This is a genomic window from Paraburkholderia sp. MM5482-R2 (genome assembly GCF_050436125.1).
Lineage (GTDB): Bacteria > Pseudomonadota > Gammaproteobacteria > Burkholderiales > Burkholderiaceae > Paraburkholderia > Paraburkholderia tuberum.
The window spans coordinates 1,633,276-1,647,063 of the sequence record NZ_JBNDLP010000003.1 but is presented as its reverse complement, the minus strand read 5'-3'; the positions used below and the strand labels follow the sequence as shown (position 1 = coordinate 1,647,063).

10 protein-coding genes and 2 pseudogenes are annotated in these 13,788 nt (G+C 63.7%); 6 read left to right on the top strand and 6 right to left on the bottom strand.

Going from position 1 to position 13,788, the window contains the following annotated elements:
* Positions 1-24: 24 nt before the first annotated feature.
* The 4 genes and pseudogenes from OKW37_RS29690 to OKW37_RS29675 all read right to left on the bottom strand — a co-directional run bounded on the left by OKW37_RS29690 (position 25) and on the right by OKW37_RS29675 (position 4,954).
* Positions 25-2,790, bottom strand: coding sequence for a LuxR C-terminal-related transcriptional regulator (locus tag OKW37_RS29690; protein ID WP_429403033.1), 2,766 nt, complete (start codon positions 2,788-2,790; stop codon positions 25-27).
* Between the two features lie 159 nt (positions 2,791-2,949).
* A complete protein-coding gene (locus OKW37_RS29685; protein ID WP_184059936.1) occupies positions 2,950-3,735 on the bottom strand; it encodes a response regulator transcription factor in 786 nt (261 codons plus the stop codon).
* Positions 3,736-4,122: 387 nt separating this feature from the next.
* Positions 4,123-4,526: pseudogene (locus OKW37_RS29680) on the bottom strand (YadA-like family protein); the annotation flags it as partial.
* A 119-nt stretch (positions 4,527-4,645) separates the two neighbouring features.
* The gene (locus tag OKW37_RS29675) at positions 4,646-4,954 is read right to left on the bottom strand and encodes a hypothetical protein (RefSeq protein ID WP_429404425.1); all 309 of its coding nucleotides are present in this window, start codon (positions 4,952-4,954) and stop codon (positions 4,646-4,648) included.
* A 16-nt stretch (positions 4,955-4,970) separates the two neighbouring features.
* Between OKW37_RS29675 and OKW37_RS29670 the strand changes: the two are divergent.
* Positions 4,971-5,396, top strand: a pseudogene (locus OKW37_RS29670) (PLP-dependent aminotransferase family protein); the annotation flags it as partial.
* 71 nt (positions 5,397-5,467) lie between these two features.
* On the top strand, positions 5,468-6,040 hold the full coding sequence (locus OKW37_RS29665) for an FUSC family protein (protein WP_429403032.1): 573 nt from the start codon (positions 5,468-5,470) through the stop codon (positions 6,038-6,040).
* Between the two features lie 25 nt (positions 6,041-6,065).
* Here OKW37_RS29665 and OKW37_RS29660 read toward each other — a convergent pair whose 3' ends face one another.
* The gene (locus OKW37_RS29660; RefSeq protein WP_429403031.1) at positions 6,066-7,046 is read right to left on the bottom strand and encodes a cupin domain-containing protein; all 981 of its coding nucleotides are present in this window, start codon (positions 7,044-7,046) and stop codon (positions 6,066-6,068) included.
* A gap of 117 nt (positions 7,047-7,163) precedes the next feature.
* Between OKW37_RS29660 and OKW37_RS29655 the strand changes: the two genes are divergently transcribed.
* Entirely contained in the window at positions 7,164-7,505 is a 342-nt protein-coding gene (locus OKW37_RS29655; protein WP_184009880.1) for a carboxymuconolactone decarboxylase family protein, read from the top strand.
* A gap of 141 nt (positions 7,506-7,646) precedes the next feature.
* Here OKW37_RS29655 and OKW37_RS29650 read toward each other — a convergent pair whose 3' ends face one another.
* Complete coding sequence (locus OKW37_RS29650) at positions 7,647-9,143, bottom strand: carbohydrate porin (protein WP_429403030.1); 1,497 nt, start codon at positions 9,141-9,143, stop codon at positions 7,647-7,649.
* A gap of 1,059 nt (positions 9,144-10,202) precedes the next feature.
* Here OKW37_RS29650 and OKW37_RS29645 point away from each other — a divergent pair.
* From OKW37_RS29645 to OKW37_RS29635, 3 genes are all read left to right on the top strand, one after another.
* On the top strand, positions 10,203-10,343 hold the full coding sequence (locus tag OKW37_RS29645) for a hypothetical protein (RefSeq protein ID WP_184009884.1): 141 nt from the start codon (positions 10,203-10,205) through the stop codon (positions 10,341-10,343).
* Positions 10,344-10,557: 214 nt separating this feature from the next.
* Positions 10,558-12,309 carry an ABC transporter permease gene (locus tag OKW37_RS29640; protein WP_429403029.1) on the top strand — a complete coding sequence of 584 codons (1,752 nt, stop codon included), beginning with the start codon at positions 10,558-10,560 and terminating at the stop codon, positions 12,307-12,309.
* Positions 12,310-12,319: 10 nt separating this feature from the next.
* Positions 12,320-13,657 (top strand): AAA-associated domain-containing protein, encoded by a 1,338-nt coding sequence (locus OKW37_RS29635; RefSeq protein ID WP_429403028.1) that lies wholly within the window; start codon positions 12,320-12,322, stop codon positions 13,655-13,657.
* Positions 13,658-13,788: the final 131 nt, after the last annotated feature.

The following is a 13,788-nucleotide window of genomic DNA, read 5'->3' as shown; positions in this document are numbered from 1 at the left end:
GGCGCCATCACGCGGCACGGCGCTTCAGTCGGCTCCAGGCTGAATGCCGAAGGCACTCTGCACGGCCTCGTACCGCGAATTGACGTTCAGTTTTTCGAACACGTTCTTCATGTGCCATTTGACCGTCTCGGGTGCCAGATTCAATGATCGTCCGATTTCCTTGTTGGACAGCCCGCGAGCGACGTAGCCCAGTATTTCGAGTTCTCGCGCGCTCAGTGTGCCTGGCGTTATCTTCGTGTTGGCATAGCTCGACGAAGAAGATGGCGCGTTATCCGCCTCGTCGAAAGCCGACAGCACCGTGCCGATATACGTGGCGTGCCCGGTCGCGATTTCCGATGGCGTGCGGCGAAAGCGTTCCAGTAACGCACGCATCGGCGGCCCCTCGTCCACGAAGCTATTGATCATCCCCATCGCGCCGCCGATCCGCAGCGCGTTTCCCAGCGCGGCGAACGCCTGTTCCGAAGCACCGTTCTGCTCATGCGCGAGAGAAAGCAGCAGCGAAACGACGGCCTCGGCATAGCGCCAGCCCAGTGCAACCAGATTGTCGAGTGAGCGCGAGAGAAAACCAACCGCGCCGCCGGCGGCATTTTCAGCGAGCAGAACGCGGGCTTGCAGCACGCAGTAGCTTGCCCACGTTTCCATCGCCGAACCCCGTCGCCCTTCGCACATCATCGGTACGCTCGCGCTCAGTTCGTCGGTGACCTGTCGCGCCTCGACCACCCTACCGTCGGCAAGCAGCTGTCTGACGGTTTCCGCATCGCACGCGAGCTTCAGACGCAACCATCGACGGGTTATCGCGAGCTGTCGACCGTCCTCGAGAACGGCGAGCGCCGGCCCTTTTTTGCCATCCCGCCACAGCAGGCGCGACGCGGTAAGCATATAGCGCATCAATGCGGCGAGCGGCGAAGTCTCCAGCGCGATGGTCATGCGACCGTCGATCAACTTCCGCGCCTTGGACAGCTCGTTGCACTCGTAGTAAATCGACGCAAGGCAACCGGCTACCGCGGCCGCGCCCGCCGACCACTCTCCTAGCTTGTCTTCGGAGTACCGCATCGCGACCTCCATCACCCGCCTCGCATCGGGAAGTTCGCCGTGTATCAGCGCGGCGATGCCGTACACCGCGTCGCGCAACATATCCGCGCTGTTCGGTTTCCGGCTGAGTCCCACCTGATCGACCCGCGCTCTCCATACGCGGGAGATGTAGGCGAACTGCCCTCTATACATCAAGCCGAAAATCTCCGCGCTTTGCCCGTAATGGCGTACCCACGGTTCCGCAGGCGCCGTCGATGCCTCAACGGCACGCCCGAGTTCCAGCGCATGTTCGCTGTCGTCGTTCACGCAAGCGATCACCGCGTGGATCGCGTTGATCTCCGCCCATGCGACCTCGTCGGCTACCGACCGATCATCACGGGCCATTCGTTCGAACTCGTCGGCAATCTCGCCGATCTCCTTCGACGCGCGCGCGGTCTCAAGCGACATCGCGAGAGCCCAGGCTTTCACCAGACGCAAGCGCAGTCGACCCGCGATCACGTCCGGCGGCAGTTTGCGAATCCAGCCCGGCAGCATGAACGGGTCGCCGCGTTGGAGCATCTCCATCGCACAGTTTTCGGCCCACTGCACCGCCTGCCCGATGTCGCCCGCTGCCAGCGCATGTCGCACGGCTTCGCGCCACAGGCGAGCCCGCGCGAACCACAGGCTGGCCCGGCGATGCAGCAACGGAACCTGTCGTGGCGTCTGACGCATGAGACGGCGGCGAAGCGCATCGCTCAGCAATGCGTGATAGCGATACCAGTTCTGCGTCTCATCGAGCGGCCGGATGAACACGTTATGCCGCTCGAGCCAGTCCAGCTTTTCTCCGCTTTCGCCCTCACCGCCCATGACATCGTCGCACAGCGTCCCCGTAAGCCGCTCGAGAATCGACGTGTAAAGCAAAAACGTCAGCATGGGCGGCGGCAAATGCGCAAACACCGTATCGTTCAGGTAGCGATCGATGCCGAAGCGGGAACCGGCGAGATGACTGGCGAGCGCGGCCACGTCATCGATCCGGTTCAGTCCGAGCGAAGCCAGCTGCAAACCGGCCACCCAGCCTTCGGTCGCGCTGTTCAACAACTCGACGCTGTTGCGGTTGAGCAGCGCGTTACCGGTGTGGTCGAAAAACGCCTGAGCATCGTCGAGCGAAAAGCGCAGATCGTCGACATTCACACGCGAAAGTTTGTCGGGCGAGCGCAGCCCGCTCAGCGACAGCGCCGGTTCACCGCGCGCGCCGAGCAGCACGTGCAGGTTGTCGGGCGCGTAGCGCAGCAGGCGCGACACGATCGCGAGAACGGGTTTCGCGCTCAGACGGTCGACGTCGTCGAGCACCAGGAAAACACCGCGGCCGTATGCGGCAATGCCATTGATCAGCACTGAAATGACCGTTCTGACCGGTGTGTGTGCATCGTTATCGAGAAGTTGCTGTGCCTGCCACGCGATCTCCTTCGACGCGCGACAAAGCGCCGCCACCAGATAGGCCCCGAGTTGCTGCGGATCGTCGTCTTCTCCATCGAGACTGAGCCACGCAACGGGACGCTTCTTTCTCGTTTGCGCTTCGCTCCACGCGGCAAGCAAGGTCGTTTTGCCGAAACCCGCGGGCGCGGTCACGAGCGTAATGTGACCCGGACGCCGTTCATCGAGTCGCCGGAGCAATCCCGGCCGTTGCACGCAACCCGCGGGAAGACGCGGCGGCATCATCTTGGTCTGGATCAGCGACACGATCCATTCACGCTCGAAACTATCAGCGGTTGTATTCATGAGTTGTCCTCTCATCGGCTATCCGTGAGAGGCATGGAGGATCGTTGTGAATTTGTTTTCAAGATACGCCGAACCGTGTGAGGACTCAATGAGGAGCCGCGCAACGAGGCGCGACCAGCGCAATCCGCTTCAGGTCGCTCATGGTCTCGTGTCGGATCGCTAGCGGAGATCGCTTTGCGCGCCCTGCTCGGACCCGTCGTTCTTCGCGACAGCGTCTTCCGGCTCGGTGCTCGCCGGCGCTTGCGCTTCCGCGCTGCCAGCATCGGCCTCGTCAAGGCGGTAGCCGTGCGTATAGACGGTCGTCAATCGCACGCCGTTGTCCGGATGCAGGGCCAGCTTGCGTCGCAGCCGGTAGATATGCGTGTCGATCGTGCGCGACGTACTATCCAGCTCGCGGCCCCACGCAAGCTTCGCCAGAAGCCGCTTGGAAACGACCCGTCCGACGTTCGCGAAGAAATAGGCCGCCACGTCGAATTCCTTTTCCGTCAACAAGATCGATTCGCCGTGCAGAAAAACACTGCGCTGCGTGACGTCGAATACGTACGGCCCAACCGCGATTGCACTTTCCACCTTGATGCTGCGTCTTGTGCGACGCAACAGCGCGCCTACCCGTGCCCCCAGCTCTTTGGCCCGGAACGGCTTGACGACGTAGTCATCCGCGCCGGCGTCCAGCGCCTGCACGATGTCGACTTCCAGAAGTCGGCTGGTCACGAACAGCACCGCGGGTTCGCGGCCCAGGTGACGGCGTATCCAGTACAGCACCTCGAAACCGCTCATGCCCGGCAATTCCCAGTCGAGCACCACGAGATCGACCTCGTTGGCCTGAAGAAAACTGATTGCGTCCTTGCCCCGCTCGACCTTGTTTATTCGATGCCCGGATTGCCCGATTTCCCTTTCGACCGAATCAGCTTGCGCGGGATCGTCTTCCACCAACAGGATATTCATCTATCACCTTTTTTCTCTCGCCCTGGCGACTTGAAGACGGCCCGCTCGACAGATGCTGCGAAAGACATTCGCATCTGGAATTCCACTCACACGAGCAACCAGTTCAAACAGGACGAAAAAGCCAACATAAAAAAATCGCATACGGCACCAGGTCGGCGTGAGCGGCCAGCGGCGCCGGCTCCGTATGCGTTGTGAATTTCGAGAAGAAAGATAGAGCCAGTCGCTTTTCAAATCCCCCCCTTTCGGAGGGGGGGATGGTGTTTTCGAAGGGGGGGTCATATTGCACGATCATCCCCCCTTATCAGTGATTCGATCTGGCGCGCGAGCATCCGGCCGCGCGTCGGCGGCGGTAATGGATCGGGATCGTCGCGGACATACAGCCGGTTTCCCCGTCGCGCTCGTACCGACGCCGCCCTTGACCTTCAGGTTGGCGGTCACGCGCGCGGAAAGCCGATTGCAACGGCCGTGTAGCCCTTGTAGTTGCCCGAGCCGATTCCAACCGCGAGGGTCTTGCCGGGGTCGACGTCCGGGATCATCGTCAACGCGGTCGCGCCGGCGATGCCTGAATAGGCCTGGCGCGCCGCCGCGTTCACCCCCTGCTGAACCGAGTCCAACTGCTGCATGTTGATCGCGTCGGTCGGACTGACGCCCGGCGCGACGTTCGAGATCGTCCGTTCGTGACCGAGCGAGCCGATCGACACCGAGTTCGCGTCGCTGGCGGCGGAGCCCGCACCGAGCGCGACCGAGTTGGGCGCGGCCGCAACCGCATTCGCGCCGAGCGCCGACGAACCCGCGCCGCCGAGCGTGACTTTCGTGTGGGATGGGTCGTCGTACTGGACCGCGTCGCCGAGGCCGGTGGACAGGGAAGCGAGGCTGCTGTTGGTCGTGCTCAGCGCGGCGGAAAGCGACGTTACGTCGCTTTGTGCGTGCTGATGTCAGTTGAGGTCGACGTCGACAACGAAGTCAATTGCCTAAAATTGACGGCATCGGTCGGGCACACGCCAGCGCCGCGCATCACGACGACCTTGCCCGGTTGCACGCGGCCGTCCTTGATCGCCGCGATCGCAACGTCGGATGTCGAGAAGCGGATCGCCTCGCCGGTGAACGCGCGCTGCTGACAGCCGGCCAGGTCTGAACAACGCTCACACCCCACACTGCCGCCCACGGTCCGCTGACTCTTCCACTGCCCCTGCTGTACCTCGAACAGCGTATAAGGCATCTGATCAGATCCCCATGCGGCGGAAGCGGTGCGAACGACCGCATGGATGCCTGCGCCGCTGTCGACGCTGATCGCAACGCGCTGGATCGAGGACGGCACCGCGCAGACGATCCTCGACGCGCAGCGCGCCGAGTTGCGCGCGCGCCAGGAGATCGCGCGCGAACTATTGCCCGCCGAGCATCTGAAGAGCGACCCCGCATGCATGTTCGTGTGGTTGCGCGTGCCGCCGCCGTGGCGCTCGGACGACTTCGCGGCAAACGCGCTCGCGCGCGGGGTCAACACGATGCCCGCATCCGCGTTCGCGGTCGATCGCTCGACGGTCGAGCACGGCGTGCGCATCAACCTCGCTTGCGCCGAGTCGCGCGAGCAGTTGACGCGTGGCCTGCAGATTCTCGCGCACACGCTACGCGACCGGCCGCGCGCGCTGTTCGGCACGATCTAGCTAGCAGTGGAAGCGTAAAGCGGAGCCGCTAGAATACGGCACCCCCTGCCCAGCCGAGCCGCCTTCATCCGATGACTCCGTCCGACGATTCAAGCCCTTCCTCACGCACGCACGCCGCCGATGCGCTGTTCGCTTTCCTGAAGACGCTGCCGCTCGGCGACCGCTTGATCGAGGGCGGCTTCATGGCCGTGCAGGCGGTGGCGGGCGCGAGTCTCGCGTTCGGCATCGCTCGCGCGCTGCACACCGAGCAGGCGTTCTGGGCCGCGATCACCGCGATCGCGGTGAGCCAGCATAGTTATATCGACACCCGCAAGCTGTCGCGCGACCAGTTCATCGGTGCGATGGTCGGCGGTATTTGCGGGCTGATCGGCACGCTCGCGGGCGGCGGCCATTTTGCCGCGTACGCGGCGACCGTGGCGGTCGCGATCCTGATCTGCTGGGTCGTCAACGTCGGCAGCGCAGCGCGCCTCGGCGGCATCACCGCGACGATCATGCTGCTGGCGCCAGGCATCGGCCCGGCGTGGGACAAGGCCTTGCTGCGGCTTGCCGAAGTGACGCTCGGCACGGTCTGCGCGCTCGTGGTCGCGCGACTGATGGCGTCGTTCGAAAGGCGCGCGTTCAGCAAGGGCGGACCGCCCAGATAGAATCGCCCACGCGTTGAGTCTTTAGTCAGTCATCCAGAGCATCGTCCGTTGGCGTGCGGCGCCGGTAACGTCCCGGCGTCACACCGACGCTTTGCGCGAACGCCTTGCCGAACGCCGCCTCCGATTGATAGCCGACCGCCTCGCCGATGTCCGCCGCGCTGCGTTGTGTGCGCAACAGCAGATCGCTGGCGATCGCCATGCGGATCTGCGTCAGAAAATCCATCACGGTCACGCCCGCGCGCTCGTTGAAGTGGCGCGCGTAGGTCGCGCGCGACATCGCCGCGCGCTCGCCGAGTTCAGAGATCGTCCATGCGCGTTCGGGCGCGTCGAGCATGGCCTGCACCGATGCGCCGAGGCGTGCGTCCGTCAGCAACGCGAGCATCCCGGTGCCGTTCGCATTGCGCTCGCCGTGCACGCGCAGTGCCATCGCGAACAGCGCGTGGCTCAAGGCCGTCACGATCGCGAGCGCGCCAGGCTGACGCCGCTCCGCTTCGCCGCGCATCAGAGTGATCACCGCCTGCAACGCATCGAGCGTTTGCGCATCCCCGAGCGATACGTGCAGCGGATCGGGCAGCACATTGAGCAGCAACGCCGATGAACCGGGTGCATAGACGAAGCGGCCGCACAGCAGATCGACGCCGTCATGAATCGCGCTGTCGTTGGGCGCGTGCGCGGCCGTGGCAGTGGTTTCGTGGCCATCGTTGCGCCGCACCGGCAGCATGCCGTCATGCCCGAGCGTCAACGGCAGGCCACCCGCCGAGCGCTTTACGTCGCGCATGCGATGCGCGGCGCCACGCGGAAACAGCATGAAATCGCCGGCCTGCAATTCGAGCGGCTCGCCGGCGGCGGTCTCGATCACACAGCTGCCGTCGAGCACCAGATGAAACGGCGCGACGCCCGCCTCCAGCGGCGCGTGATCGATGTCGAATGCGCCTGATAGCAGGCAGCGAAGATCGAGACTCGCTTGCGGCCGGGCAAGGTCGATCAGGCGACTGAGCGTGTCCATGAGACGAGCGCGCTAAAAGTTGAGTCGAATCAGTATTCAGGATATCGCGGCGCGGCGCAATACTTTGTCCCACGACGCCGGCAACCGCCGGCGCGCAATGGACCAAGGAGCACTGCCATGTTGAACTGGATCGATTACCGCAAGGAACTGTTCGGCCGTATCGGCGAAATGTCAAAGCTCGCGCCCGAAAGCGTGAAGGCGTATCAGGCGATGTCGAGCGCCGGTCAGAAGACCGATCTGCTCGGCGCGAAAACGCGCGAGCTGATTGCGCTCGCGGTAGCGGTCAGCCTGCGCTGTGACGGCTGTATCACGGTCCATACGGCCGAGGCGCTGAAGCACGGCGCGACCCGCGAGGAAATCGCCGAAGCGCTCGGCGTCGCGATGGCGATCAACGCGGGCGCGACGCTGGTGTACTCGGCGCGCACGCTGGACGCGGTCGCCGCGCACACGCAGGGGTAAGCGAGACTGATGATTAGCCGCAGCGATCGCCAAGTCGTCGTCCGTCCTTACGTGCCGCATCGACCGATCATGTCCGGCGATGCGGCGCGCGGCCCTTGTTGCAGCGATCGATCAAACGCGTACCAGCCTGGTGACCGGTCCTCAGAACTGAATCGTCGTGCGCAAACCGAGAACCGCTTCGTTCTCGATGCGCTGGGACGAATCGTCCGGATGCGGAATTCCGCCGCCCGGCCGCCAGAAGTACTGGAAGTCCGCTTGCAGCATCCACCACGGCGCGACCTGATACTGATAGGTGGCTTCGAGCATCGTCTCCGCGCTGCGCGACGGATAGCCCGGCGTGTACAGCGGCTGCGCGCTCGCAAGATCCTGCGCGTGCGAGCCGATCTTCGCATAGCCGAGTGCGAGCCCGACCACGTCGTTGTCGCGCCCCTTGAACGGCGCCTTGAGCGTCACGCCCGCATTCACGCCGAGATCGATCAGATTGCGATCGCCCGGCGCACCCATGATGCGCGCGAACACACCGAGCGACCGCGGACTGTCGGAGCCCGCGCGCCACACCATCTGATCGGCGACCGCGTAGAAGCTGTAGTTGCCACGATGACTCGTCGGCACGCCGTTGCTCGCCGGATTCGCTAGCGACAGGCCGCTCGTGTCGAAACCCTGATCCGCGAAGTGGTTGCTGTTGTACCAGAAGCCGAGCTTGTAGGTGCCCGGCAGGCCGGCCGGCTTCGGATCGGACGCATTCGCCGACGGCTGGTTGATCGCGTACTGCAGTTCGCCGATCACGAGCACGCCGTTGCCGAGATTGAAGTTCGTGCCGCTCGCGTTGAGCTTTTGCGGATCGCCGACGCCTGGCGCCGGATTGCCGTCGAATACGCCGCCCAACACGGTTACTCCGTTCGCGAACGACGCCCGCGCCCTCACGCCGAGCGACGACAGCGGATAGGCCGGGCCGCCCGCCGGCAGGTCGACGGACGGCAGCACTGGCCAACCGAACGTCGCGTTCATGAAGGTGGCCGCGTACTGGCTGACCATGAACTCCTGATCGAGACTCTGCTGACCGATCTTGACGTCGACGTTGCCGAGCGACTGCTGATACCACAGTTCCCACAGACGGGTCGCGGCGTCGGCTTCGATGCCGCTCGCGGTTTGCAGCGTTTGCAGATTTCTGGCGGTCAGGCTCGTGCCGTGAATCTGCAGACCGGACACGTTGAAAGTGCCGCCTGGCAATCCAAACGCCTTTTGCGTATCGACGACGAGTCCGAACTCGGTCAAGCCTTGATAAGCACCGCCGCGATTCGTCCCGCCCGAGAGGTTGCCCATGTACTCGCCGGTCTCCTGCAGATTGAAAGTCACACCGTAGTTGCCGAGCCACGGACGCAAACCGCCCATGTCGCCGAGCAGGTTCGGGCGCTCCCACAATCCCGTGGGCGCGGCGACGCTCTGATCGGCGGGCGCCGCATTGTCCGTGGCGCCGGGAGCCGGGGCGGCCGGGGCGGTCGATGGCGCCGCTTGCGTCGGCGCGGCTTCGCCGGGTGTCTGCGCGAACGCGCAAGGAACGAGGCCGAGAGAAAGAACCGCGCTCACGGCGATGGCACCGCCGGAGCTCTGCGGTCTGCGCTTGTAGATATTTTCCATCACGTATCTGGGGTTGAAGTTATAGGCGGATCGCTCCGTTGTTGTTCGCACACGCAGATGGCAAACGTGTGTTCAATTCATTGCCGGCATGCAAGCTCGCGCGAGCCAGCGACGTTACCGTGACGCACTCCGGCGCACAACGAGCGCAATGCGAAAGCGCAACCGCCTCTGCAAGCAGAGGTTGCAGACGACGGTCAGAAAAGAGGAAGCGTGCTACGGAAAACCGGCAGCAAAGGCCGGTCAGAATTGAAGCGCGCTAACCCGAATGGGGCGAGTTAGCGGCGAAGGAGTGAACCTGCGGCGACTATCTCGCGGTTGTGTTGCCGGCGCTGGCCGGCATCGGACTTCCACTGCCTGAACATGCGTCCATGGGTGACTCCTTCGATACGTTGGGGCGAATTGTATTGACGTCGCCCGAAAAAGCGCAAGTAAAAAAACGCATAAAGACAACGTCGGGTTCTCGGGGCCGCACGCAATGATTCTCGAACTCGTTGCGCAAGCCTTCGTCGATAAATGTTGGCTCTGCTTACAGAATCTGGTTGACTCCGGGTTTTTACCGCGTCTAGAATTCGCCCGTCTTCTCAAATGGGGCTGATGCCTTGGACACCTGCAGTAGTCGATCTTCGAACAGTTTCACTGCCTGACCGGCAGAACGTCCGCGCCCCTTCCCCGCGCCGCCGTTCCGCCAGCAGGCAGAACGGTGCGCGCCGTAGCAAATCTTCTTCGTGCACCTCGATCATGAGCGCCATGTGGACGCGGCCTTCGCTCGTCCACACTGGCACGCCCTCGCAAGCCTTCGGGTTTGCGGCCGACGCTCGCCGATACCCGCGCCTGGTCGCGGGTTCTGGCGAGGCCGGTAAAACCACGCTGCGTGCCTGAGCGCAGTTCAACCCGACGAGGAGCCCCATGTCCGACAGTGACAGTTGTTGTTTATGCCCCTTCCCTTCAGCCTTAGAGAAGGAAAGCAGCTAGCAACCTGACGCCGCGCCAAGCGTGCGACGTTGGACCGTCTGCCCGCTTTCCGCTTGCCGCGTCACCTACGACGCGCGGAGAAACGTCATGTATTTCGCTCTGCTTTTGCCGCATCTGCCCTATCGCAACGAGTCGCGCGCTCACTACGAGTCGCTTCTGTCGCTCGATCCGGTCCAATCGAATCGGCTTGTCACGCTGTGGCGCCGAATCGGGTCGCTGCTCTCTTAAGTCCTGCCAGGTTTCTGTCACGAATCAACGCCATTATCGAAAGATTGTGGCGTTGCCTCGTCGTGGCCGTTGCTTGCTGAATGTGCCCTTTCATCAACTTGCGATTCGTCATGTTCCAACTCAACAATCCCTCGCGAATCGATGCATGTGTCGCCGCCCTGTACGGCGGCACGACTTCGCTGTGCGCAAATACCCAAGGCCCCGGAGGTTACTGATGGAGTTCGGTTTCAACCTGAACCGCACCGCCAATGCATCCGCACGACGGCTGCGTCCAAACGGATGGGACTTCGTTGCGTTCCCGCTGATCATCTGCCTGATCGCGATGGCGTCGATCGGCTTTCACGAGACGCTCGCGCCGATGTCGACGCTAAAGACGCAGGCGATCTCGCTCGATCCGGCCAACCTGCCCGAGTACGCGATGCGCACCACGCTGCGCATGCTCGCGGCGATGGTCGCGTCGCTGATCTTCACGCTGGTCTACGGGACGCTGGCCGCCAAGAGCCGCCGCGCCGGTCTCGTGCTGGTGCCGATTCTCGACATCCTGCAGTCGGTGCCGGTGCTCGGCTACATCTCGTTCACGGTCACGTTCTTCCTCGCGATGTTCCCGGGCCGCGTGCTCGGCGCCGAACTCGCCGCGATCTTCGCGATCTTCACGAGCCAGGCGTGGAACATGACGTTCAGCTTCTATCAGTCGCTGCGCACGGTGCCGCGCGATCTCGACGAAGTCTCGCGCGGCTTTCATCTGACTTCATGGCAGCGCTTCTGGAAACTCGAAGTGCCGTTCTCGATGCCCGGCCTGATCTGGAACATGATGATGTCGATGTCGGGCGGCTGGTTCTTCGTCGTGGCTTCCGAAGCGATCACGGTCGGCAATCGTACGGTTACGCTGCCGGGCATCGGCGCCTACCTGGCGCAGGCGATCAGCGACAAGAACCTGCACGCGATCGGCTGGGTCATCCTCGCGATGACGGTCGTGATTTTCGCCTACGACCAGTTGCTGTTCCGTCCGCTCGTCGCGTGGGCCGACAAGTTCCGCATGGAGACCACGACTTCGGGCGATGCGCCGGAATCGTGGCTGCTCGACACGATGCGGCGCACACGTCTGATTCATCAGTTGCTGACGCCGGCGGGCGTGATGCTCGCGACCACCGCACGCATTCCGTTCCGTGTGCCTTTCGCGAGCGCGCGACGCGCCAGCGGACCGCGCGGCGAGAAATCGACGCGCGTGGGGGACATCGTGTGCGGCGTGCTCGTATTCGCGCTGACGGTCTATGCGATCTATCGCGTCGTCGCCTATGTGCGTGCCGGCGTCACGCTCGACGAGGTCGGTCACGTGTTCGTGCTCGGGCTCATCACACTACTGCGGGTCGCCGTGCTGATCGCGATCTCCTCGGTGATCTGGGTACCGATTGGCGTGTTGATCGGCCTGCGTCCGGCGCTCGCCGAGAAGGTCCAGCCGCTCGCGCAGTTTCTCGCCGCGTTCCCCGCGAACCTGCTGTTCCCGGTGTTCGTGATCGTGATCGTGCGCTTTCATCTGAATCCGGATATCTGGCTGTCGCCGCTGATCGTGCTCGGCACGCAGTGGTACATCCTGTTCAACGTGATCGCGGGCGCGACCGCCTATCCGAACGACTACCGCGAGGCGGCCATCAATTTCCGCATCCGGGGCTGGCAATGGTGGCGCCAGCTGATGCTGCCGGGCGTATTCCCTTACTACGTAACTGGCGCGATCACCGCATCGGGCGGCGCGTGGAACGCGAGCATCGTGTCCGAGTTCGTCCAGTGGGGCGATACCAATGTGGTCGCGCACGGCCTCGGCGCCTATATCGCCGAGACGACCGCCGCGGGCGACTTTCCGAAGATCATCCTTGGCGTCGCCGTGATGTCGCTATTCGTCACGCTATTCAACCGCGCGCTGTGGCGCCCCCTGTATGCCTTTGCCGAAATCAGGCTGCGACTCGACTAGGAGTGAACCCATGCAAAACGTCATTCAAGCCATTCCCGCCGACCGGCTCCAGTCGCCGCCGCCCGTGGGCGCGCAAGTGCTGAACATCGAGCACGTGAGCCGCGGCTTCCATAAAAACCAGAGCGACCTGCTGGTACTCGACGACGTCAATCTGACGCTGCACGAGGGCGAAATCGTCGGACTGCTCGGCCGCTCGGGCTCGGGCAAGTCGACGCTGCTGCGCATCATCGCCGGTCTGATCCGGCCGACGAGCGGCAATGTGACCTACCTGGGCAAGCCGCTCGACGGTCCCGCCGAGGGTGTCGCGATGGTGTTCCAGACCTTCGCGCTGTTTCCGTGGCTGACGGTGCTGCAGAACGTCGAAGCGGGGCTGGAGGCGCTCGGCGTCGGCGTCGAGGAGCGGCGCACGCGCGCGCTCGCCGCGATCGATCTGATCGGCCTCGATGGTTTCGAAAATGCGTATCCGCGCGAACTGTCGGGCGGCATGAGGCAGCGCGTCGGCTTCGCGCGCGCGCTCGTCGTCGATCCGACCATCCTGCTGATGGACGAGCCGTTCTCCGCGCTCGACGTGCTGACCGCCGAAACGCTGCGCACCGACCTGCTCGACCTGTGGAACCAGGACCGCATGCCGATCAAGTCGGTGCTGATCGTCACGCACAACATCGAGGAAGCCGTGTTCATGTGCGATCGCATTCTCGTGCTGTCGTCGAACCCCGGGCGCGTGGTGGCCCAGACCGTAGTGCCGTTCGCGCATCCGCGCAACCGGCTCGACCCGGATTTTCGCGCGCTCGTCGACGAAATCTACGCGAAGATGACCGCGCGCCCCAGCGACACTGCGGCCAAACGCGAACTCGAACCCGGCAGCTGGTTGCCGAACGTGTCGACCAACCTGATGGCCGGTCTGCTCGAAACGCTCGCTGCAGCGCCCTACAACGGCCGCGCCGACATGCCCGAGATCGCGCGCACACTGCAGCTGGAAGTCGACGAACTGTTCCCGATCGCGGAGATGCTGCAGTACCTCGGCTTTGCCGAAGTCAGCGAGGGTGACGTGTTCCTGACGCCACCCGCGCATCGATTCGCCGAGGGCAGCACGCAGGAGCGCAAGATCATGTTCGCCGATCATCTATTGCAGCGCGTGCCGCTCGCCGCGCGAATCAGAAAGGTGCTCAACGAACGGCCCGGACATCGCGCGCCGCGCGTGCGCTTCGAGCAGGAACTCGAGGACCTGCTGTCCGACAGCGCGGCGCAGGAGACACTCGATGCGGTGATCGACTGGGGTCGTTACGCGGAGATCTTCTCGTACAACGACAAGACGGAGACTTTCAGTCTCGCGGACGTCGAGACCTGAGCGAGTGCCGAAACGAAAAGGCCGCGCAGAACCTGAGAGCGGTGGATCGTCTTCACGAGTTGGCGGTTTTTCCAGTCGACCGCCTCAGGCCCACGCGCGCGAGCATGAAACTCGCGCGGCCCATCGATGAA